This window comes from Shewanella sp. MSW (assembly GCF_007636515.1).
GTDB lineage: Bacteria > Pseudomonadota > Gammaproteobacteria > Enterobacterales > Shewanellaceae > Shewanella > Shewanella indica.
Window position 1 is genome coordinate 35,576 of record NZ_LVDR01000024.1, and the last position, 22,080, is coordinate 57,655.

18 protein-coding genes and 1 rRNA gene are annotated in these 22,080 nt (G+C 51.7%); 13 read left to right on the plus strand and 6 right to left on the minus strand.

The window, feature by feature from the left end; translation table 11 throughout:
• Positions 1-280: 280 nt before the first annotated feature.
• Positions 281-3,070 carry an insulinase family protein gene (locus AYI96_RS18935; RefSeq protein WP_039035608.1) on the minus strand — a complete coding sequence of 930 codons (2,790 nt, stop codon included), beginning with the start codon at positions 3,068-3,070 and terminating at the stop codon, positions 281-283.
• 172 nt (positions 3,071-3,242) lie between these two features.
• On the opposite strand from AYI96_RS18935, the gene sixA reads away from it, so the two are divergent.
• Positions 3,243-3,713 (plus strand): phosphohistidine phosphatase SixA, encoded by a 471-nt coding sequence (gene sixA / locus AYI96_RS18940; protein WP_039035609.1) that lies wholly within the window; start codon positions 3,243-3,245, stop codon positions 3,711-3,713.
• A gap of 170 nt (positions 3,714-3,883) precedes the next feature.
• Here sixA and smrB read toward each other — a convergent pair whose 3' ends face one another.
• Positions 3,884-4,414: an endonuclease SmrB gene (smrB, locus tag AYI96_RS18945; RefSeq protein WP_039035610.1), complete on the minus strand. Its 531-nt coding sequence runs from the start codon at positions 4,412-4,414 to the stop codon at positions 3,884-3,886.
• Between the two features lie 84 nt (positions 4,415-4,498).
• On the opposite strand from smrB, the gene prmB reads away from it, so the two are divergent.
• From prmB to AYI96_RS18975, 6 genes are all read left to right on the plus strand, one after another.
• Positions 4,499-5,443: a 50S ribosomal protein L3 N(5)-glutamine methyltransferase gene (prmB, locus tag AYI96_RS18950; protein ID WP_039035611.1), complete on the plus strand. Its 945-nt coding sequence runs from the start codon at positions 4,499-4,501 to the stop codon at positions 5,441-5,443.
• Between the two features lie 96 nt (positions 5,444-5,539).
• Positions 5,540-6,634, plus strand: coding sequence for a chorismate synthase (gene aroC / locus AYI96_RS18955; protein WP_039035612.1), 1,095 nt, complete (start codon positions 5,540-5,542; stop codon positions 6,632-6,634).
• Positions 6,635-7,822 (plus strand): MFS transporter, encoded by a 1,188-nt coding sequence (locus tag AYI96_RS18960; RefSeq protein ID WP_039035613.1) that lies wholly within the window; start codon positions 6,635-6,637, stop codon positions 7,820-7,822.
• A 42-nt stretch (positions 7,823-7,864) separates the two neighbouring features.
• Positions 7,865-8,992 (plus strand): ATP-NAD kinase family protein, encoded by a 1,128-nt coding sequence (locus tag AYI96_RS18965; protein ID WP_039035614.1) that lies wholly within the window; start codon positions 7,865-7,867, stop codon positions 8,990-8,992.
• A 3-nt stretch (positions 8,993-8,995) separates the two neighbouring features.
• A complete protein-coding gene (locus AYI96_RS18970; protein ID WP_100142787.1) occupies positions 8,996-9,265 on the plus strand; it encodes a YfcL family protein in 270 nt (89 codons plus the stop codon).
• Positions 9,266-9,639: 374 nt separating this feature from the next.
• Entirely contained in the window at positions 9,640-10,656 is a 1,017-nt protein-coding gene (locus AYI96_RS18975) for a DUF3137 domain-containing protein (protein ID WP_039035616.1), read from the plus strand.
• A 156-nt stretch (positions 10,657-10,812) separates the two neighbouring features.
• Here AYI96_RS18975 and rnt read toward each other — a convergent pair whose 3' ends face one another.
• On the minus strand, positions 10,813-11,481 hold the full coding sequence (rnt, locus tag AYI96_RS18980; RefSeq protein ID WP_039035617.1) for a ribonuclease T: 669 nt from the start codon (positions 11,479-11,481) through the stop codon (positions 10,813-10,815).
• A gap of 141 nt (positions 11,482-11,622) precedes the next feature.
• Here rnt and AYI96_RS18985 point away from each other — a divergent pair, with 141 nt between their 5' ends.
• The gene (locus tag AYI96_RS18985) at positions 11,623-12,495 is read left to right on the plus strand and encodes a flagellar protein MotY (protein ID WP_039035618.1); all 873 of its coding nucleotides are present in this window, start codon (positions 11,623-11,625) and stop codon (positions 12,493-12,495) included.
• A 231-nt stretch (positions 12,496-12,726) separates the two neighbouring features.
• Here AYI96_RS18985 and AYI96_RS18990 read toward each other — a convergent pair whose 3' ends face one another.
• From AYI96_RS18990 to AYI96_RS19000, 3 genes are all read right to left on the minus strand, one after another.
• Positions 12,727-13,803 carry a ketoacyl-ACP synthase III gene (locus AYI96_RS18990; RefSeq protein ID WP_039035619.1) on the minus strand — a complete coding sequence of 359 codons (1,077 nt, stop codon included), beginning with the start codon at positions 13,801-13,803 and terminating at the stop codon, positions 12,727-12,729.
• Between the two features lie 87 nt (positions 13,804-13,890).
• Entirely contained in the window at positions 13,891-14,562 is a 672-nt protein-coding gene (locus tag AYI96_RS18995; protein ID WP_039035620.1) for a GntR family transcriptional regulator, read from the minus strand.
• A gap of 256 nt (positions 14,563-14,818) precedes the next feature.
• On the minus strand, positions 14,819-17,146 hold the full coding sequence (locus AYI96_RS19000) for an OmcA/MtrC family decaheme c-type cytochrome (protein ID WP_144362151.1): 2,328 nt from the start codon (positions 17,144-17,146) through the stop codon (positions 14,819-14,821).
• Between the two features lie 341 nt (positions 17,147-17,487).
• On the opposite strand from AYI96_RS19000, the gene AYI96_RS19005 reads away from it, so the two are divergent.
• The 5 genes from AYI96_RS19005 to AYI96_RS19025 all read left to right on the plus strand — a co-directional run.
• Positions 17,488-18,132 carry a 4Fe-4S dicluster domain-containing protein gene (locus tag AYI96_RS19005; protein ID WP_039035623.1) on the plus strand — a complete coding sequence of 215 codons (645 nt, stop codon included), beginning with the start codon at positions 17,488-17,490 and terminating at the stop codon, positions 18,130-18,132.
• 14 nt (positions 18,133-18,146) lie between these two features.
• Positions 18,147-20,270, plus strand: coding sequence for an aldehyde ferredoxin oxidoreductase (locus AYI96_RS19010; protein WP_144362152.1), 2,124 nt, complete (start codon positions 18,147-18,149; stop codon positions 20,268-20,270).
• A 3-nt stretch (positions 20,271-20,273) separates the two neighbouring features.
• On the plus strand, positions 20,274-20,798 hold the full coding sequence (locus AYI96_RS19015) for a hypothetical protein (protein ID WP_144362153.1): 525 nt from the start codon (positions 20,274-20,276) through the stop codon (positions 20,796-20,798).
• Between the two features lie 193 nt (positions 20,799-20,991).
• Positions 20,992-21,546, plus strand: a complete 555-nt coding sequence (gene gmhB / locus AYI96_RS19020) for a D-glycero-beta-D-manno-heptose 1,7-bisphosphate 7-phosphatase (protein WP_039035626.1) — start codon at positions 20,992-20,994, stop codon at positions 21,544-21,546.
• 327 nt (positions 21,547-21,873) lie between these two features.
• Positions 21,874-22,080 (plus strand): 16S ribosomal RNA (locus AYI96_RS19025); the annotation flags it as partial.

A 22,080-nucleotide genomic window follows, 5' to 3' on the forward strand; every position in this document is an offset into this window, starting at 1 on the left:
AGTAAATTTTATAATGAGTGATGCCAGTATCGTGAGTGATAACTCTTTCAGAAAGTTACCTGATTGTCAAAATTAAACCTTTCTATCACATAAGCTTACCTCAAATTTGTTCAATGTTACTGTTGGTAGATTGAACTGTAATGACAGCTAAAAAGCACGCTGTGCTGATATTGAATATAATACCTTTTGTTTCCAGCTGCTGATTTACTTACTCTTGGGATAATCTGCGATACCGATTGGGGATGAAAAAATCCCCGTTTAAGCAAGTGCAGCCCAGAGATTAAAGGTTAAACTGCTCAGCCTGCTGTTTGAAGGCACGTAAATCAGTGATCAAGGAACCGGCTTGTAGGCGTTCCAGGTGCCTGTGTTGCTCTCCTGTGCTGAACAGCACCAGACGGTCACTGTGTTTGGTACGCATTTTATCCATCATAAACTTAATCAGCCCGGCCCGGGTTTGGCGCTTGATTTGTGCCACCACCAGTTCGCGCTGATTAAAGTGGTAATCCTTATTGCCTATGCTGACCCAATAACGTTGGCTGCGGGTCTTGAGGTTGGCGTCATGTTCCATGACTTGGTTGATCAATCCCTGCTTGGTGCTTTCCCACTGCTCATTGGTTATCTGCATCACGGCGTAGTTAAAGTCGGCGATAAACTCATCTATGGCTTGCAGTAACTGCAGTGGCCCGGCGGTCGGTGACTGTACATAGAAGATCATTCCCGGGTGGCGGTTCAGCGGCAGATAACCAGTGCCCACCATATAACCGAGCTGTCTTTGGGTTCGCAGCTCGTGGAAGAAAGTCGATGACATGGTGTGATTCAAAAGGCTGAACAACGCCATTTTCTCCGGAGTGGCAAACACGGATTGGTAATAGACTATGATGGCGCTGTCCGGGTGGGCTATGTTCAGCTCCCTGAGTACGGTGCCTTTACCCTGAAGGTTGACCAACTCCCTTGCCGATTCACGGCTGGGCTTGGAAACCAGTGACAGAATATGGCTGAGTCGTTTTCCCAGAGACTGGGCTTCCTGTTCCAGCCAGTCACCATAGACCAGGCCTTCCAGGTAGATTTTTTCATAGAAGGCGCTCACATGGTCATGCAGATCGTCCAGGGTGATATCTTCCAACAGCTCTGCCATCCGCAGTGGTTCATAACTGCGTTTTTGCAGGGTTACCGTCAAGCTTGTGAACAGCTGGGAGATGGGTTTCGCCTGGGCATGGTTATACCAACTGCGTAGCAACTGGCGTTTGATAAGGTTGAATCTCTCTTGGGTAAAACTGCGCTCCCGGGCTTTATTTATCAGCAGTGCCAGCAGGGTTTCCTGATTGCCGGTAAAACCGGTTAAATGCAGGGTCAGCCCGCCTTGATGGGGGTAGATGTTGTAGCTGAGGCCAGCCACTTCCGCCTGGTAGGTGTGTTCGGTCAGATGATCGAGCAGCATTTCCACATACAGCCGGGTCAAGGCGGCATGTCTTGGAGTGGGGCTGGCCTGATCCGAATCGAGAGACAGATACAGATGCCCCTTGGGGACATTGAATTCATCATCTTTCTTGTGCCAGATACGATAACCGGCGCCTTCGGCGACAATCACCGGCTCAGGATGCCGACTGGGTTCACTTCGGGCTATGGCGTCTTCAACGATGAAAGGATTGGGTTTTGGCAGCTCCATTCCGGTTTCAGCCTCGGCGCTGCGCCACAGTGCCAGCCTGGCGTCTTCTATGGGCTTAATTTGATACGGGGTGTGATACCAGGCCGCCTGTTGTTCGGTATCCAGATCCTGGGCCACCAGTTGCAGGCGCATATTATCCGGAGTCATCAGGCTCATCAGTGCCCTGGCTTCAGCGACATCCAGGCCATCCATGCGATAGTCGCCATAGACGGTATCTTCAACCTGATAGTGCTGCATATTGATGCTTAGGTGACTGGCCAGATCCAGTGCTTTTATCTGTTCCTGGTAGCGAAATGCCAGTTTGAGTAGATTGGCTCTTTCCTGATAGCGCCAATCTTCCAATCCCTTATCGGCAATGAGTTTGATATAACCGAAGCAGGCTGCAACCACCCTGTCGGTTTGGTTCAAACCTTTGTCGGTCAGCTGAATACTGATGCTGTATTCCTTGAAGTTGTAGCCGTTGATGCCACCACCGGCAGATAGTCCGTTGATAAGGCCGGCGTCCTTGAGTTTGGAAAACAGGCTGCCGTGGCTCTCGCTTCCTAGTAGGTGACTGATAAAGGTCAGTGGTTTACTGCGATAGAAGCGATCGATAGCGGGCAGGGCAAAGCTCAGGGTCAGGCGCTTTTGCTCTTTAAGCGGCACTATGTGGATCTGCTTTTGCAGTTGCTCACAGGAGAACAGTGGCACTTCGGGATAGGATTTTTGCAGGTCATGATTTTTTATTGACGAGAAATAGCGTCTGGCATACTGCTCCAGCTCATCAATTGCCATCGGAGCCACCAGACACAGGGTCATCAGGTTGGCGCTGTAATGGCTGTTGTAGAAGGCAAGCAGTTCTTCCCTGAGCTGTTGCTCGTCTCCGCCCAGCGTTTGTAGATTCCCGACGGAAAATTTGCAAAAAGGGTGCCCCGGATTAACCGTCTCTTTCAATACCTGATAGATACGGCGGATATCGTCTTTCTGCTTGAGACTGAACTCAGATTCTATAGCGTGTCTTTCTCTTTCAACCAATTCCTGATTGAACAGCGGCGCAATAAAGAACTGGCTGAATCTGTCCAGCGCCTCGGCAAATACCAAGGGATCTATGGCAAAGAAGAAGTTGGTGTGCTCAGTACCCGTCCAGGCATTATTGCTGCCACCATGTTGGTTGATAAAACTGTGATAGCCTCCGGCCTCGGGAAACTTGGCTGTCCCCAGGAACAACATGTGTTCAAGAAAATGCGCCATTCCGGGGCGGGATTGGGGATCATCGAAGTGGCCGACATTAACCGCCATGGATGCGGCGGCCTGGGCAGAATGCATATCTTGCACCAGCAATACCCGCAGGCCGTTGGTCAGAGTCAGATGACGATAGCTGCGGTGGTCATTGGGGCTGGAAATGACAGACTGGCAAGTGCTCAAGGGATAACTCCCGTATAGACAGATTGTTATATATTGATAGCCTTATGCTTTTTTGGCAAATATCTCTTGGATTTTTCGACTAAAGATTGAGAGCTGTGCGGTTTGTTGCCGCGCTATAAAGGGCTACAATTGACAAAGAACCATAAGAACTTTTTTCTGTAGTGAGTGATGTATGCAGCTTTTTCTAATGCGCCATGGTGAGGCCAGTTTCGACGCACCCTCGGATCGGGAGCGAATACTGACTGATGCCGGACGCCTCCATACGATACAGATGAGCAACTGGCTGAATGATTCAGTCTCTGCCTTTGATCTGGTGCTGGTGAGTCCTTATCTCAGAGCACAGCAGACCTGGCAGGAGCTGGGAAAGCATTTTCCTGAACCGCGTAAATGGATGGTATTGGATGAATTGGTGCCATCGGCCGACCCGGAAATGGCTGCCAGCCTGGTTAAGGCTTACGCCGAACAATTTAAGGCAGACAAGGTGTTGGTGATAGGCCACATGCCATTATTGGGTTATATGGTCAGTGAATTGGTGGCCGGTATTGAGCCGCCGTTATTTGCAACTTCGTCAGTGGCACTTATCGATGTGCATGGGCAGCAGGCAAGTGTGATGTGGCAACAAGGACCGCACAATATCGCCTAGTGGTTCCAGATTAAAGCAGCCTTCAGGGCGGCGATTAACCTAAACTCAAGCGCCTTAACTGATTAAAAAGGTGACTCTTGGGTAAAGTATCAGCAAAACAAGCAACCCGGCCATGACCGGGTTCTTTGCATTTATAGTGCTAAGTCTGTAAAGGGGCAGCTCAACTGCGGTTAGCGTCTGTGGGGATGTTCGCCAATATCTATCAGTATCAGCAGCGCCGCATCGCCGCCCCATTCTTTGGGGGCCTGATGAAAGGCTTTGACCTTGGGGTGCTGCGCCAGCCACATGGGCAACTGTTGTTTGAGAATGCCGGTGCCGTAGCCGTGCATGACACTACAGCAAGGGCTGTGTTCACGGATACAGGCCTGGATCAAGGCCGCCAGTTCCAGCTTGGCTTCGGTTTGGCGGTAACCATGCAGATCCAAAAGAAAGTCAGGCACATAATCGCCTCTACGCAGACGTTTGACTTCCATGGCGTCTACATCGTCCCGACACCAACGCATAGGGCCGTTAACTGGCAATAATGGCTGGTAAACGTCTGAAAAATAACTGTCCGCCTGGATCTGAACTTCTTTTTCAGCCAGTTGCTTCTTGGTTTTACTCGGCGGGCGGAAATGGCGCTTATCCTGGTCGAGCGGGGTGATCCCGGATACCAGTGCCTGAAATTCCGCCAGGCCTTCTTTGTCGTTTTCTTCGTTCATTAGGCTATTTTATTGAATCCTGTTTCTTCTGAACAGACTTCAGTTACAATGGGGGCGGAATAAGAATAAAGCCGGAGTCAGATTTTGGATAAGATCTTTGTGGATGAAGCCGTCACCGAATTGCGGACGGTAGGCGACATGTTGCGCTGGGCCGTCAGCCGTTTCAATGACGCCAATGTTTATTATGGTCATGGTACAGATAACGCATGGGACGAAGCGGTTTCCCTGGTATTTCACGCCCTGCATCTGCCCGATGACATTGGTCAGCAGGTGATCCACGCCAATCTCACCAGCAGCGAAAAACACAAAATAGTTGAGCTTATCATTCGCCGGGTACGCGAGCGTTTACCCGTGCCTTATCTGACCAACACCGCCCGTTTTGCCGGGCTGGACTTCTATGTGGACGAAAGGGTTCTGGTACCGCGTTCACCGATTGCCGAGATGATCCAAAACGGATTCGGTCCCTGGCTGTACAACAAGCCGGTAAGACGGATCCTCGACCTTTGCACCGGCAGTGGCTGTATCGCCATCGCCTGTGCCTATCAGTTTGAAGAAGCCGAGGTCGATGCGCTGGATATCAGCGAGGATGCACTGGAAGTGGCACAGATAAACGTTGAGTCGCTCGGTGTGATGGACAGGGTGTTTCCCATGCAGTCCAACCTTTTCAGCGCAGTGCCACGAGCGCCGCAGTACGATCTGATTGTGTCCAACCCACCTTATGTCGATGCCGAAGATATTGCCGATATGCCGGATGAGTATCGCCATGAGCCGGAAATTGGTTTGGCGTCCGGTCGAGACGGCCTGGATATCACCAAGCGCATTCTGGCCAACGCCGCCGACTACCTCACAGATGAGGGTATTCTGGTGGTGGAAGTGGGCAACTCCATGGTGCATCTGATTGAGCTTTTCCCCGATGTACCTTTCACCTGGGTCAGCTTTGAACATGGCGGCGATGGGGTGTTTGTGCTGACAAAAGATCAGTTAGTTGAAAATCAATCACTGTTCGCCATCTATAAAGACAGTGAATAATAAAGCGGCCCATTAGCCAATGGGCCTGTAAAGCCGAGGTTCGGATGGCCGAACCTCTATGGCCGGTCACTTTATCTCTAGGGGGAAATTAAGCGGATGTCGGGAAACAGCATAGGTCAGAACTTTGTCGTCACCACTTTTGGTGAAAGCCATGGGCTTGCACTGGGCTGCATTATCGATGGCTGCCCGCCAGGGCTTGAGCTGACTGAAGCCGATATGCAGCAGGATCTCGACCGGCGCCGTCCGGGAACTTCCCGCTATACCACAGCCAGGCGAGAGCCGGATCAGGTGCGTATTCTCTCCGGCGTGTTTGAGGGCAAGACCACAGGCACCTCCATCGGGCTGGTGATTGAAAATACCGATCAGCGCAGTCAGGACTACTCCAATATTAAAGATCTGTTCCGTCCCGGACATGCCGACTATACCTATCAGCAAAAATATGGCCTGCGCGATTATCGCGGCGGTGGCCGCTCCTCGGCGCGTGAAACTGCCATGCGGGTGGCGGCAGGGGCTGTGGCGAAGAAATACCTCAAGGCAGTACACGGCATTGAGATCCAGGGTTATCTCTCCCAGCTTGGGCCTATCTGCGCCGACACTCTGGATATGGCGCAGGTGGAACAGAACCCCTTTTTCTTCCCCGATGCCTCCAAGTTGGAAGCGTTGGATGACTATATGCGCGAGCTGAAAAAATCCGGTGATTCCATCGGTGCCAAGGTCAGTGTGGTGGCCACAAATGTGCCGGTCGGCCTTGGCGAACCGGTATTTGACCGTCTCGATGCCGATATTGCCCATGCACTGATGGGGATTAATGCGGTCAAGGGCGTTGAAATCGGCGATGGTTTTGCCGTTGTTAACCAAAAGGGCTCAGAGCACAGAGATCTGATGTCGCCTGCCGGGTTTGACAGCAACCATGCCGGCGGTGTGCTCGGGGGTATCTCTTCCGGGCAACCGATAGTGGCCCATATGGCGCTGAAACCCACGTCCAGTATCAGCGTGCCAGGCAAGAGCATGACAGTGCAGGGCACAGAGGCCGAAGTGGTGACCAAGGGGCGGCACGACCCCTGTGTCGGGATCCGCGCCGTGCCCATTGCCGAAGCCATGTTGGCGATAATCTTGATGGATCACTTGCTGCGTCATCGGGCCCAAAACCAGGATGTCAGCAGCCTTACACCTGTACTTGGAATGCGATAAATGCGCGGACTGTTTCCCGCAGGGGGACAGCTCGCCTGGCTTTCTGCCTGCTATTTCTTTTTCTTTGGCATACTCGGTGTCATGGTGCCCTATCTGGGGGTATTTTTTGACAACCGCGGTTTCGATGCCGCCGAAATAGGCTTCCTGCTGGCCATACTCATGGCAACCCGCATAGTCGCGCCCAATGTCTGGGCGCTGGTGGCGGATCGCACCGGCATGCGCTCTGAGCTTATCAAGCTCGGCGCCTTTGCCGCCGCCTTGACCTATCTGAGTTTCTTTTATCATGGCGGCTTTCTCTATCTGGCGCTGAGTCTGGCCCTTTATACCTTTTTCTGGAATGCGATTCTGGCGCAACTTGAGGTGATCACCCTGGAAACCCTGGGTACTGAAGCCAACAAGTATGGCCTCATTCGAAGTTTCGGCAGTGTCGGCTACATCGTGCTGGTGGTGGGTACTGGCTGGGCCATCAAGGAGTTTGGCCCCGAGGTGCTGCTCTATGTCGGGCTGAGTCTGTTTCTTGGGTTACTGGGCTGTGCCTTACCTTTGCCTTCGAATCGCGCCTCGGCGGGGGCCGGGCAGGATAAGCCGGCACTTAAACTCGGGCGGCCGCTGCTGTGGTTTTTACTGTCTGCCATGTTGCTACAAGCCAGCGCCGGGCCTTTCTACGGCTTTTTCGTGCTTTATCTCAAACAGGTGGGTTACACAGAGGCCAGCGCCGGTATTTTTGTGGCGCTAGGGGCTGTGGCGGAAATCTTCATGTTTATGATAGCGCCCAGATTACTCGGTCGCTATGGGGTCAAGACGCTGCTGCTGGTGAGCATAGGCATGACCGCGCTGCGTTGGCTGCTGGTGGCTTTTGGCGCCGAAAGCATGTTGCTTTTGGGGCTCAGCCAACTGCTGCATGCCTTTACCTTTGGTTTGACCCATGCGGCATCCATCCAGTTTGTGCACCGTAATTTTGATATCAGTCACCGCAGCAAGGGCCAGGCACTTTATGCCAGTTTGAGCTTTGGCGTCGGCGGCGCTTTGGGTACCTGGATCTGTGGCCTGATTTGGGGCGATGGCAGCGGCGCCTTCTGGTGTTGGGTGTTTGCCGCCGCGTGCGCCTTGCTGTCCATGTTGGCCGTGCTGGCTATTCCGGGTAGCGACTCCAGGCGTCAATCACAGAGTGACCCCATTGACGCCTGATGATTTCTTACAAGAGCAGAGCATCATTTGCCGGAGAGAGTTATGAGTAAAATGTTTCGACTGGGCCTTATCATTAATCCGCTGGCCGGGCTTGGAGGCAGTGTGGCCCTCAAGGGCAGTGACGGTGTGGCAAAAGAGGCGCTGAGCCTGGGTGCCACCCCCAAGGCCGGTCTGCGAATGGAACAGGCCTTGGCTGTGATAACACCTTTTGCCGAGCGCCTGCAAATCTATACCGCCTCGGGGAACATGGGCGCCGACTTGGCGCAAAAGCTGGGTTTTCGCACCGAGGTGTGTTACCAGGCGGCAACGGATACCAGTCGCAGTGATACCCAGGCTGCCGCCAAGGCCTTGATGGCGCAGGAGCTGGACTTGCTACTGTTTGCCGGCGGCGATGGCACGGCAAGGGATATTTACGGCGTTGTCGGTGAGCACTTCCCCGTACTCGGTGTACCGGCCGGGGTCAAAATTCATTCGGGTGTTTACGGCATTACTCCCCACGCATCCGGGCTGGTATTGAAGCAGCTGCTGGAAGGTGCCCTGGTGAGTCTGATGAGCGCCGATGTGATGGACATAGATGAAGAGGCCTTCCGCCAAGGCACGGTAAGGGCGCGGCGTTATGGTGAAATGACAGTACCTGCCGAGCCGCGATATATCCAGGCGGTGAAGATGGGTGGCCGCGAGGTAGATGAACTGGTGCTGGCGGATATTGCCGCCGAGGTGGTCGGCGATATGGAAGATGAGCTCTATATCATGGGCTCCGGCAGTACAGTGGCGGCCGTGATGGAGGAGCTGGGGCTCGATAATACCTTGCTCGGGGTAGATCTGGTGCAGAACAAGACCCTGCTGGCCTCGGATCTTAATGCGGCGCAGTTATTGAGCGCCACTGAAAATCAAAAGGTTAAGTTGATCATTACCCTGATAGGTGGGCAAGGGCACATTCTTGGCCGTGGCAATCAGCAGTTGTCGCCCGAGCTTATCCGGCGCATTGGCAAGGAAAATATCATCATTCTTGCCACCAAAAGCAAACTAAAAGCACTTGAAGGCAGGCCGCTTATCGTGGATAGTGGCGACCAGAAATTGGATAGCGAACTTAGTGGCTATTATCGAATTGTGACAGGTTACCGGGATTACGTGATGTATCAGGTGGCCAACCCAGACTTAGCGGAGTAGAGCATGTTAGAGAAGTACGAACAGGCATTGGAGCAGTGGATTGGCGAGATAGTGGCCGGCGGTGACGATGATGCCCTGTTTGCCAGCGGTTACCTTCAAGGCCATTTTGCCGTGGTGCTGGCCGAGCTGGAAAACGAGTCAGAGCAAGGGCTGGATGCCTTGAATGAGCGGATGCAACAATGCCTGAAACTGGCAGCCAAAGAGCTTGAAGATGCCGACTATCGTCTGGTGGATAACGCTTGGTCAGAACTGAAACAACGGATCGCCGCCTGAGTTTTGTCGGCGCAGCGAGACAAGTTTGTTGTTGTTCCGGGTATAAAACCCGCAGTGGCTCCTTGTTGAAAAGGAAAGCTGTAATGCCGTCAATATTATCGAAATAAATATTATCCGATGACAAGAGTCATCGGATTTTTGTCTCTTTAAAGCCCTACGTAAGAATAGTTTTATTCGACAGCGTTTTTGTTCTCTGGAGCACGCCGGGTTACCGGAGTAAAAGAGACCTTTGGTGAACTGCTGCGGTAAATGGGGGAAGTGTTAGTCTCAGTGTTAGTTGTGCATTTTGCCAACTGCTTAGTCTGAGGCTGAGAGACTATTGTCGGATAGTCACGGGCTGGCTCGGCAAAAATGGCAAAAATAAAGAAAACAGGATGAATTCAATGGAGTTGGAGATCCCGGAGCAGGACAAGCTGGCCTTCGGCCAGTATTACGGGAAAAAGATTGCCCCCAAGTGTCGGCGTTATGAGTCGGTACGAGAGGCCGCCGCTGCCAGGTATAAAGAGCGTAGAAAGATAGTTGCGCCTCTCACCTTTATCGGCATTCCGGCATTTTTGCTGTTTTTTGCCATGAGTTTCTATGGCGCTTTCATGCTGGATTTTAAAGATGGGGTGTTTTTCATTGGTTTTGGCGGCGCCTTGGTATCCCTGGGATTGGTGGTGTTGGCCAATATCTGGGCAGGCAGTGAGATAGGTGAACTGCGTACCCAGATAGTCGAGGAGATCTATCCTTTACTGCTGGGTTATTTCGGTAAAAGCTTTGCGTTCAATCCTCCGGGATTGCCTGAACTGGAAAGCTATAAAGACTATGGTCTCTTTCCCGACTATGACAAAGGTTATTTTCAAAACTCAGTCAGAGGCAAGTATCTTAATGTGCCTTTTCTGCTTAGGGAACTGACGTTACTCGAACGCACAGGCAAGAACGATAATGGTCCCCAATATAAGACGCTGTTCGATGGCATAGTGATAGAGTTCGAGCTGCCGAAGAGATTTTCCGCCACCATCCAGGTGCGCCGCGATAAAGGTTTTATGGCCAATGGCTTGGCGCAGTTTAGAAGCAAACTCACGCGGGTAAAGCTGGAAGACCCGGACTTTGAGGGTAGATTTGAAGTTTACAGTGACGATCAGCTCGAAGCCAGATATGTGCTTAATACAGTGACCATGGAACGTTTGTTGTCACTATCAGGATTTTATCAAGGTGAGCTGGAAGCCTGTTTTAAACAGGGGCGATTGTTTGTCAAAATAGCCTGTCAGCATAGCTATTTTGAGCCGCAACTTGATCTACTCAAGCCGCTGGATCTCAGCGCAGACATAGAACAAGTGTTTAAAGAGATCCATGAAGTGTTCGATTTGATTAAGGCTCTTAAACTCGACAGTCGCACTGGGCTTTAAATATGAGGCTCAAGACCTTGGTTTTGAGCCGGGCTGTCTTTGTTTTCTGGTCACTGGTCGGTGGTTGCTGATGCACCCTCAAGCCAAACGCTCAAATAGTTTGGCTTGAGGCCAGGAAATCCCAGAGTTTTAGTCGGCTTATATGTCTGAGCCGGTTTAGATATCCCCTTGCGGGGTGTCGGTTTCGGCGGTGGCAGGCAAAGGCCAGCCGCCAAGAGCTTTCCAGCGGTTCACTATGTAGCAGAACAGCTCGGCGGTGCGCTCTGTATCATAAAGCGCCGAATGGGCTTCTTTGTTGTCAAAGGGGATCCCGGCCAAGCTGCAGGCCTTGGCCAGTACTGTGTGTCCTATGGCCAATCCGGCCAGCGTGGCGGTGTCAAAAGTAGCAAAGGGATGAAACGGCGAGCGCTTGATATCATTGCGCTCGATTGCTTTGCTGACAAAGCCGTGATCGAAGGCGGCATTATGAGCCACTATGATAGATCTGTGGCAGTCGGCTGCTTTCTGCGCTTTTTTCACCGCCTTGAATATCTCCAGAAAAGCTTCTTTCTCGCTGACAGCGCCCCTGAGGGGGTTGTTGGGATCTATGCCGTTGAATGCCAGCGCCTCCGGCTCGAGGTTGGCGCCTTCAAAAGGTTCGATATGGTAGTGCAGGGTTCTGTCTATTCCCAGATTGCCCTCGGCATCCATCTTCAGCAGACTGACGGCAATCTCCAGCAGCGCGTCTGTCTGCGCATTGAAGCCAGCGGTCTCCACGTCGATCACCACAGGGAAATAGCCCCTGAATCTGTGCTTGAGTTGGTTGGCTAGGCTTGGCTGAGTCATGCATTTCCCCTGGAAAATAACGAAGCGGCTATTATGCTAAAACATCAACAGGGTGTCATGTTCGATTGTTGTTTTTATAGGCTAAAGGAATGAATTTCTTTGCCGATAGAGACAACATGGTGTGTGAAAAGAGAGATTTCTATGTGGCGTAAACTGTTTCTGCTGTCGACTCTTTGTCTGCCGTGGTCGGCGATGGCGGATCTCAGGCACTATGTGGCGTCACTCGACGACTCTCATTGGCGTGTGGCGCAAAACACCCCCATAGGTTGCAGCCTCGAGCACGATATTCCCTCCTACGGCAAAGCTGTGTTTTCCAGTCATGCGGGTAAAGAGCTGAATCTGCAGTTTACTCTGGACATGTGGCAAAAGCCTGATGCAGTGACTCATGCTCGCTTGATGAGCAAAGCGCCAGCCTGGCGTCCCGGGGTGACATCAAAGGCGATTACCGAGTTGAGCTACCAGAAATACTTCAATGGCGAAGTGCCGAAACAGGCCGCCTGGTCCATGCTGACTGAGCTGGATCGCGGCATGGAACCCACTTTCTACTACAGCGATTGGTACAACCAAAGCCACACGGTGGCGGTCGGCCTTTCCGCGGCCAACTTTGCCCAGAAATACCGCGAGTTCAAGCAGTGTCTGGCCAATCTACTGCCTTACAGTTTCGATGATATCGCCTTTACCGTGCTTACCTATGAGATGGGCGGTACTGAGTTGACCCGTTATTCCAAGGCGCAGCTGGCGCGGGTGCAGGAGTATCTGGCCTATGATCCTGAAGTGGAGCTGGTGCTGATTGATGCCTATACCGATAGTTATGGCGGCCGCAGCATTAACCAGAAGGTTTCACAACAGAGAGCTGATTCCGTTAAAGATTTTTTTGTCGCACGGGGTATCCCGGGAGACAGGATCCATACTGAAGGACACGGCGAACGGCGGCATGTGGCATCCAATGATTCCAGTGATGAACGGGTCCGTAACCGTCGGGTAGTCATCCGGATAAGCAAACCGCTCAAGTAGGGCCAAGAACTGACCTAAGAGAAGGTGCGAATAAGACCTCGAGGCCTTCTCTTTTTTAGAAAGCGGTATAATTGAGTGAGTTTATTTCGGCAAGCATTTTACTCTATATTCGTCAGCGCAACTTTTTGTTGCGACCGGACATGTTATTCCTGGCCAAGTATGGCATCTAAAAACGAAAATGCCGTTCATTGAAAGTGAACGGCATTTTGTTTGGAGTTCTGCTTAATTCGTTTAAGCCTTATCGCGATGGCAGAAATAGTCTACTGCGCGTTTTACCAGTTCAATACCTGTCTGCTCGCATGGCGGCAGCTCGGCATCGCTCTGTTTCAGCGGTGTGACTCTATCACCCCATTTCAGCAGCAAGGCCGCGCTGGTGAGGCCAGCGCCGAAGGCACAGGACAGAATGTGTTGTCCTGGCTTGATCATGCCTTTTTCCAACGCATCACAGATAGCGATGGGAATGGTCGCGGCCGAGGTGTTGCCATAGTTGGCTATATTGACGAAGGCCTTCTCTTTGGGGATCTTCATTCTGTGTACCAGAGTGTCGATGATCCTCTCGTTAGCCTGATGGGGGATTACCCAATCGACTTGTTCTTTATCCAAGCCACATTTATCCAATACTTGGGCGCTGAGTTTACCCATACCGTTGATGGCACGTTTGAAAATCTCCTGGCCGTCGAACTGAATGTAGAAGTCCAGCGACTCGGCGACAAATCTATCCATACCCGTCCCGAAACTGGCCTTCAAAATATCGCGGCCACCTGGGTCATTGTTGAGCTCATAGCCCAGTACGCCACATGGGCTGTCTGTTGCTTCCAGCACCACAGCACCGGCACCATCACCGAACAGTACTGCGGTCTCTCTTCTTGACCAGTCGAGATAGAAGCTGAGACGCTCGGCGCCGATAACCAGGACTTTCTTGCATTGACCACTCTTTATCTGGGCGGTGGCCAGGCCTACGCCATAGAGAAAGCCACTGCAGGCGGCGTTGATGTCAAAGGCGGCACAGGTTGCGCCTACATTGGCCTGCACGGTCGAGGCTATGTTGGGGATCAGGGTGTCCGGGCTGGCGGTGGCCAGGATAATCATGTCCAGTTCGCTACCTTCTATGCCGGCGGCGGCCAGTGCATGCTGGGCAGCGACTGTGGCCAATTCAGAAGTGTTGACGTGGCTTATATGACGCTGGCTAATCCCTGTTCTGGGTTTAATCCATTCATCGGAAGTATCGATAAAGGTGGCCAGATCATGATTGGTCAGTACGGCAGGGGGAACGCACTTTCCCCAGCCGGTAATAGTGGCGTACTGCATTGAATTTACTCTCAAAATAAAAAGACAGAAGCCAGATCTGTCTTTTGGACAACTAAAGCGCTATTGCTTGGAAAGGGTCGTGATTTTTCAGCTCACCTGTTGGGCTACCAATTCGCGAATGGCATTGGCAGCGTGCAGTATGTGGGCCCTCAACAGGACCACGGCCTCATCTATTTTCTTTTGCCGACATAATTGCAGTAGATCCCTGTGATCCTGTTCGGCTCGGGGGATCCCGCCTGTCAGCAACAACTGTAAGCGGATATAGCGATCACAGTTGGTGTTCAGACCATGTACGACTTCCATGGTATGGGGACGGTTGGCGGCGCGGTACAAACTTGTGTGGAACTCTGTGTTGAGTTCGCTCCAACTGCCCACGGCATCATCCTGTTTAAAGGCGGATTCCAGTTTGTCCAGTACGGCTTCGGCCTGACGCAGATCTTCATCCTGCAGGTTTGGAATGGCTTTGGCAAGGAGATCAGTTTCAATCAGTGCTCTGAGTTCAAATAACTCGCTGACTTGTTCAACCGATAGTTCGGTAGCCGTGGCGCCTTTATGGGCTTCAAACTTGACCAACCCCTCGGCTTCCAGTTGCAAAAGGGCTTCCCTGACCGGAATCCGGCTGACATTCATCTCTTCTGCCAGGGCGCTTTGACGCAACGGTTCACCGGCTGCGATTTCCCCTGAAAGAATTTTTTCCCGCAACACTTCGACCACAACCTGAGTGCGCGTTTTATGAACGATGGGGGTAGTTCGACTCATAGATCCCGTCTTTGTATACGTTATTCGGTTTTGATCCGATTAAGACTACAGCGAATATTCAGATAAATAAAGGGAAACCACTAGGGCTTCCTGTTTCTGCATCGATCAAGATGATGGTGGATTTCGAGCAGAGCAGTGCTCAGTTGGCGCTATCATGGCAGCTGTGTCGGATTGGCAGGTTTGAGCTCCTGAATTGATAAAAACTGCATATAAAAACGGCGCCGAAGCGCCGTTTTGGCCGATAAGGCAATGAGGCTTAATCCCCGAGGCCGTGTACCTTGTCGACACCGTTATTACGTCCCTCGGCATGACAGATGGCGCAGCTTTCGCTGCCGCTCAGATATACAGGTCCACCACTGGCATCCTTTTGGAAAACGCCACCGAAGGCTTCGGCATGGCTGGCCCAATCGTCCACCTGGACATGGCAACCACCACAGGCTGCAACTGTGGGAGAATACTCGGCTATTTGGCCTTTCTCGGTGGCGCCGGGAGTGGCGACCAACACGGAGGCGCTCTGGCTCAGTCCATCCAATGTAAGTTGACCCTTGCTATGGCAGGCGCGGCAATCATTGGCTGGCTTGGGATAAGTGGCTGTTTCTCGATCGCCACCCATACCGGTCACAGTACGGGTACCACTGTGCAGCGAATGCACCATTTCCCTGTAATTCAGGCTGTTATTCAGGGTACGGACAGCTTTTATCTGATCCATGCCCGGAGTGTGTTTCAGCCCCGCATTTAAGTACATATTGGTGTCATTGTTGTGGCAGTCGTTGCAGCTCTTGTCGGTCAGCGCCGTGGCACCTTGAGGCGCATGACAACTGCCGCAACTGTCATTACCTGGCTGGAAATGACTGGCCAGAGTATGAGCACTGACAACCCGCTGCTGCATATCGTTGTCATGACAGCGCTGGCAAGCGGTTTCATCGGCAATGGCTTTGCTGCTCGCCGGGGCGCCGATGAGCGACAAGGGGTTAGCGGCAATCACTTCGATTCGGGTAGAGCTGGTATCGCAAGCCACCGCAAAACCTGTATTGGGATCGGCACAGACAACCAGTTTTGCCCGAACTTGAGTCTTGTCCGGCTCACCGAAATCCGCTATCTGAAGCGGGCCTATGGCGGCGTTGAGACTGTGCCCCTGCATGGCCAGGGTGACGTCATCCCCAGGGTTGGCCAAATTCCAAATCTTGCGCTGACCATTGTTGAGCGGACGATTAAGCGGCTCAGGATCGCCACTGACGGTTAGCCACAAAGACTCAATGGCCGGATCGTCAGCAGGCAGCCGTCCTTGACTGCGAAAATCCAGGCCGATATTCAGTTTGTCGCCATCGATAGCGGCGGAGGAGAGCGCAAAGGCGTACTCCTGTTTGATGAGTTTGCTTGTCCTGCCAAGGCTCAGGTGGATTTTACCTGCGCCCTCAGGATTACTGGCGTCCGGATGGCAGCCGGAGCAGCTCTGTTGCCACCCTCTGGGGAAGAGTTCTCTATCGTGGAATAACGCACTGGCACTGCCATTCCAGTCATCCGGGGCATCTTTACTGTGACAGCTCAGGCAACTGTTACTGCCGGGAATAAAGTATTGACTGGCCTGCGGCGCCGCATCAGGAATATGGCAGCTTTTACAGTCGTTGATATCACCGGGATAGTGTAATTGGCTGTAGTCATATTCATGGCCCCGATAGCCAACGACCTTATAGTCGCCCTGGTGAACTTTGTGTGTCAGGGTCGCCATATCAAGCGCTGAGCCGGTTTCAGGGTCGCCCGAATAACTGGTGTGGCACATGACACAGCCTTCAAAGGCAAAACGCTTACTGCCGTGCATTAACAAACGCGCCTCACTGTTATCCCTGTCACTGCCGTGGCAGCGATAACATGCCTGCTGCTGATCCATCAGTACCCGGCTGTCTTCGGCTGCGGCGGCTTGGCCGGTTGCCGGAATAAAGTCATAGACACTGTTGATAAGCATACTGCTCGGTGAACTGTCGGCAGCGGGTTTGAGTTCCAGATAGACCCTGTGAGTCTTATCACTCTCATACTGGGTATCGAGCCCTTCAAAGCTTGGGTATTGATTGAGTGCCTTGCTGAATTGATAACGGTAACGCCCCTGGCCCAGGCTCTGTAGGCAGTCGAGTTTGCAGTCACTCTCAATCCCGGCTTGCCACTGCGCTGCGGCCTGTGCTGTTGCCCCTGTCCCCGGCTCAACCAGTTTATTGATATAGCTTATCCATTGGGGGGCGCGGCTTATTGCATAGCGTCCCTCTGCCGGCTTTGAATCGCCGTACATGGGCTGGGCGCTGCCCAACTTGGCTATGCCCATGGCCAAGGCTGAAACCTGTTCCAGTTGTTCCAGTCCTGTCACGGCAACACCGTTGGAGTCGCTTAAGAAAAAGTCGACCGAAACCCGGGTCTGCTCATCTATGGTGACGGCTTCGATATTGGCCTGCAGTGATTTGGCTTTGGCAATATTGATCCCCACTTCGCCAGGAGGACCCACTTGGCCGTCATCGCCATCGGAACATGCAGCCAATAAGCAAACCACCAGTGGAGATAGTTTCCACCAGGCGTTTTTAGGCTTGAATTTCATCATTTCCCATTCCTTTAAGTTTTTAGATTCTGTCGGGATTTCTAATTAGGAATGTATGCGAGGCTTAATCTATTTGATTTGAATAATTTGTCTGTGACCATCGTCAATATGTTCCAGCTATAACTGATAAGCGCAGGTTCAGTCTAAGTTGTATTTTTCTATTTTGAGAAGATTGTAATTTTAATATTTGATTATGGTTTTAGATAATGAGATTGGCTGGCTTATCTGTGAGTAAATGTGACTCAGATTGGGAAAAAATGTCTGGATTTAATTAGCATAAGTCGTCGGGTTTTTGGTGTATGCATATTTAAATAATATTTCTTAAACTAATTAAGGAACGCAATATGATTACCAGACGAGGAATGCTGAAAGGGAGTATGGGAGCTGCCGTAGGCACTGTCTATGGTGGAACGCTTATCAGCTTTCTTACCGGTTGTGGCAGCGACAACGACAGCGATGAAAAGGTTGAGGTGTTACCCGGTGGATTGATGGTGGTTAATCCGGTTATCTGCGTCAGTTGCCGTCGCTGTGAAATCGCCTGTGGCTGGAACCATGAAGGTGATTGCAGCCCAACCCTGGCAAGGGTCAAAGTCGAACACAACATGAACTATGGGCCTCATGGTGTGCAATTCAATTACACAGAGCAGCGGGGTGAGTGCGGCGATCGAACTGTGGTGCCGGCCACTTGTCGCCATTGTGAGGTTTGTACAGAGGTCTGTCCGCAGCAGGCTATTTCAACTCATCCGGAAACCGGCGCTAAAGTGATAGATGAAAAGCGCTGTGTCGGCTGTGGTTATTGTGCCGATAAATGTCCGCAACAAGTGATCAAAGTTGTACGTAGCAAAATGAAAGCCGTGAAATGCGACCTGTGTCAGGGCGAACCGGCTTGCGCCCAGGTTTGTCCAACCGGTGCGATTAAGTTTTATACCTGGGAACAGGCGGAAGCTGCACTCGAACAATATGAAAAATATACTGGCCTGATCGGTTAATGAGGTAATAAAAAATGACAGATAAACTTGGCGGATGGGCCGGTAAAGTATTAAGAGTTAATTTAACAACCGGTGATATTACAACAGAGTCAACAGATAAGTATCATGATTATATTGGTGGTATGGGGATAGGCTATAAGATTCTTTGGGATGGCCATAAAGATAATATCAAGGCCACAGATCCTGAAAATATTATTGTATTCTCCGCCGGCCCGCTAACTGGTTCTGGGGTGATTTGTACTGGTCGTACAACTATTACTTCCCGCAGCCCGGTGATTAAAGATCATCTGATTTCTGATGGACATTTCGGTGGTCATTTTTCACCGGCAATGAAATATGCCGGATTTGATGCCATCGCCATTGAAGGTCGCGCCGCCGCACCTGTATGGCTCAGAGTTGAAGACGGTAAAGTTACATTGGAATCAGCCGCCTCGCTCTGGGGTAAGGGGATTTTTGATACCCACGCCATGATAGCCGAAATGATGGGCCCCAATGCCCAGGTGGCTGCCATAGGCCAGGCGGGGGAGAATCAGGTGCCGCTGTCAGTGATTATGACTCAGGGAGGGCATTCTGCCGGTGGTCATGGCGCCGTGCTCGGGTCAAAGAATTTTAAAGGGATAGGCATCATAGGCACAGGGGCTGTGGCTATTGCCGCCGATAATGCCAACATGCGTCGGCTCGATGACCATATTCTGGGGATAATAGGTGCCAACAACCAAGGGGTTGTACCTTCAACTCCGCAGTCCTGGGCCGAATACTCCAATGGTATCAGCCGCTGGAAAGCGCGTCCGGGGCTCAAATGGGGGCAGTCGGATCAGCAGATTGAGCTAGGCGAGGTGCCGTGGAATGAACGTAACAAGGTAGGCTTCCGTACCTCAATGGCCGAGATGTACTTCGGTGAAGAGTACGCCAACAAATGGATGAAGCGTACCGGTGGCTGTCATGCCTGCCCCATTCGCTGCTTCTGTGAACTCAAGGTGCCTGAGCTGAAACAGAAATATGGTCGCAAGAGCGAACATATCTCCAACGTCTGCATGGGATTCCTGGCGCCTCAGTATCTGATGGATACCAAGAAGGGCTCGGAAGAACATGCGATGACAGGTGCTCTGGGGGGCAACCTGATCGACGATTATGGCATCTGGTGTAACTATGGTCTGATTTCGCACCTGTTCAAATACCTTAAAAAACACGATATGTTCCAATATCTGTTGCCTAAAGAGGAGTTTGACAGCATCCCTTGGGATCTGTGGGACAAGAAAGATCCGGCGTTTCTTATCGATTTTTACCGCCGTATCGCCTATCGCGAAGGGGAAATTGCCCATATGGCCGATGGCATGTCGGATCTGATTGAGCGCTGGAAACTGGATGGACGTAATCCGGATCTCGGTTATTGGGATATCCACAAAGAATCCTCGGTGAAAATTTTCAATAAGAAGACCAACGCCGCTGTGCACCATGCCAGTGAGACAGCAGGGCAGGTGGGCACCCTGATCAATATGGTGTTTAACCGCGATGCTCAGTGTCACTCCCATATCAATATTGTTAACTGTGGCTTGCCTCAGGACATGATAGAAACCATAGCCGCCGAATTCTGGGGCGAAGGTGCCTTTGATAAGGTGAAATGGTATACCCCAATAAACCCGGCCAAGGTTAAGTTTGCCAAGTGGTCTTTGGTGAAAAACGTGCTGCACGACTCATTGACTCTCTGTAACTGGATGTTCCCCTTGCTGGCTTCGCCGGACAAGAATCGTAACTACCGCGGAGACAGCACTATAGAATCCCAGATGTTCTCTCTGGTTACAGGTAAAGAAGTGACTGAGACTGAGCTTGACTTTATGGCCGAGCGGGTACTGCATCTGCACCGGGCGCTGACCATGATTCAAATGAATGAGATCAATATGCGCAATGAGCACGATGTGCTCTGCGATTGGGTTTACGACCTGGACCCCGATAAAGCCTTCGGCGATGAAGGCACCATCAAGATGGACAGGGACGATATTCAAAAGGCGTTGGATATGTTCTATGACGATTTTGGTTGGGACAGGCAAACCGGGGCACCGCTGAGATCAACCCTGGAAAAATTCGGCCTGGGTTACGCAGCCGATGCTCTGGAGGCCCGTGGCTTGTTGCCGGGATAAAGCATGCTGGAACTGGTGGACTTTATCCGGTTGTTCAGCCAGCACGGACGTCTGGTTTCCCTGCCGCAGCTGTTGGCTGTGGCGGGGGATGACACAGAGAAGGCAGTGGATGCGGTGCAAGAGTATATCCGTTTGATCCTGGCGCCTGAACACAGGGATCTGAAGATGCGTGTATCAGAGGGAGAACACTTTTTCTATTCAGACCGTTACATGGTAGACAGTTATGCCAACCGTTGGTTGGCACTGCAACGTGGGGAAGTTGCCTCGACCCTGGCGCAGCAGATACGCGAAGCCAGTTGTCGCCATACCGCTGTGCTTGAGGCTTCGGTTTTGGGCTATCCCCCTTATAGCTTGGATGCCGAAGCGCAGCAGGCGCTGCAACAACAGTTATTGGCGATGCCGGAATATGACGACATACGCTATGACATAGGCAACGATGGCAAGGGGTATTACTTCTCCACCGATGGTCTGAGTCCTGAGTATGCCAGAGTGCTCGCTGATTACGACCCGTTTGAATGGTCATGCTGAGTCTGGATGTCTGATGCCTCCCTGCGGGCGTGCTCCCGAGCATCAGACATCCGGGCGAGGCACCTATCCCGGGCTCCAATGCCCGGTTTTTCTTATCCTCTGCCGTCAAGCTCACAACATAAGCCTGTTCTCACAGTGCATTTTGCCGCAATGAGTGGAATAATATTGCCATTCGCTTTCTGGGAGGCAAACAGTGAACCGAGCGGTTTTTTTGGATAGAGATGGTGTAATCAATGTCGATCACGGCTATGTACATCAAATAGATGATTTTGAATATATTGAAGGTGTCTTTGATGCTTGCCTGGCGTTGAAGTGCCAAGGCTATAAGCTGGTGGTGGTGACCAATCAGTCGGGAATTGCCCGTGGGCTCTACACTGAAGATCAGTTTGCCAGTCTCACCGAATGGATGGATTGGAACTTTGCCGACAAGGGGGTGGATCTCGATGGCATCTATTACTGCCCGCACCACCCGGAGAAGGGCATAGGTGAATACAAACAGGATTGTGACTGTCGTAAACCCAAGGCGGGAATGATCAACAGTGCAGCCAGTTTCCTTAAGCTGGAACTTGCCGCCAGTGTAATGGTCGGTGACAAGGCCGATGATATGCGCGCTGCCAAAGCGGCGGGGATCCCGGTGCGGATCCTGGTCAGAAGTGGTAAAGAGGTGACTCAGGAAGCTATGGATGAGGCGAGCGTAGTACTGGATAGCATTGCCGATGTACCTAAATACTTGGCATCATTGGCCTGAGTTGGTCGATTAGCGCGCGCCTTGGCGCAATAGTGAACACTTGAAGACTTTGATAAGAAAAATCGCCTTTTAGGGGTTGCGCAAAAATTCAGGCTCCCTATAATGCGCAACCACTGACCCGCGACAGGGTCTGGAAGTCAAAGGTTCAAACATCGAATGCTTTAAGCTAAAATGTTTGGCTGGCTTCCTTTGCTCTTTAACAATCTATCAAGCAATCTGTGTGGACACTCACAGGCATTGAGAAATCGACAAAACGATTTAACTCGATGAAGAGTGTTCATACGAACAGAATTCATTGAGTCGATTCTTCGGAATCAACCAAAACTTTAATTGAAGAGTTTGATCATGGCTCAGATTGAACGCTGGCGGCAGGCCTAACACATGCAAGTCGAGCGGTAACATTTCAAAAGCTTGCTTTTGAAGATGACGAGCGGCGGACGGGTGAGTAATGCCTGGGAATTTGCCCATTTGTGGGGGATAACAGTTGGAAACGACTGCTAATACCGCATACGCCCTACGGGGGAAAGCAGGGGA

Coding starts and splice junctions, on each gene's coding strand:
- sixA (WP_039035609.1), top strand. CDS start 3,243: ATGCAGCTTTTTCTAATGCGCCATGGTGAGGCCAGTTTCGACGCACCC.
- smrB (WP_039035610.1), bottom strand. CDS start 4,414: ATGAACGAAGAAAACGACAAAGAAGGCCTGGCGGAATTTCAGGCACTG.
- aroC (WP_039035612.1), top strand. CDS start 5,540: ATGTCGGGAAACAGCATAGGTCAGAACTTTGTCGTCACCACTTTTGGT.
- AYI96_RS18960 (WP_039035613.1), top strand. CDS start 6,635: ATGCGCGGACTGTTTCCCGCAGGGGGACAGCTCGCCTGGCTTTCTGCC.
- AYI96_RS18965 (WP_039035614.1), top strand. CDS start 7,865: ATGAGTAAAATGTTTCGACTGGGCCTTATCATTAATCCGCTGGCCGGG.
- AYI96_RS18970 (WP_100142787.1), top strand. CDS start 8,996: ATGTTAGAGAAGTACGAACAGGCATTGGAGCAGTGGATTGGCGAGATA.
- AYI96_RS18975 (WP_039035616.1), top strand. CDS start 9,640: ATGAATTCAATGGAGTTGGAGATCCCGGAGCAGGACAAGCTGGCCTTC.
- rnt (WP_039035617.1), bottom strand. CDS start 11,481: ATGACTCAGCCAAGCCTAGCCAACCAACTCAAGCACAGATTCAGGGGC.
- AYI96_RS18985 (WP_039035618.1), top strand. CDS start 11,623: ATGTGGCGTAAACTGTTTCTGCTGTCGACTCTTTGTCTGCCGTGGTCG.
- AYI96_RS18990 (WP_039035619.1), bottom strand. CDS start 13,803: ATGCAGTACGCCACTATTACCGGCTGGGGAAAGTGCGTTCCCCCTGCC.
- AYI96_RS18995 (WP_039035620.1), bottom strand. CDS start 14,562: ATGAGTCGAACTACCCCCATCGTTCATAAAACGCGCACTCAGGTTGTG.
- AYI96_RS19000 (WP_144362151.1), bottom strand. CDS start 17,146: ATGATGAAATTCAAGCCTAAAAACGCCTGGTGGAAACTATCTCCACTG.
- AYI96_RS19005 (WP_039035623.1), top strand. CDS start 17,488: ATGATTACCAGACGAGGAATGCTGAAAGGGAGTATGGGAGCTGCCGTA.
- AYI96_RS19010 (WP_144362152.1), top strand. CDS start 18,147: ATGACAGATAAACTTGGCGGATGGGCCGGTAAAGTATTAAGAGTTAAT.
- AYI96_RS19015 (WP_144362153.1), top strand. CDS start 20,274: ATGCTGGAACTGGTGGACTTTATCCGGTTGTTCAGCCAGCACGGACGT.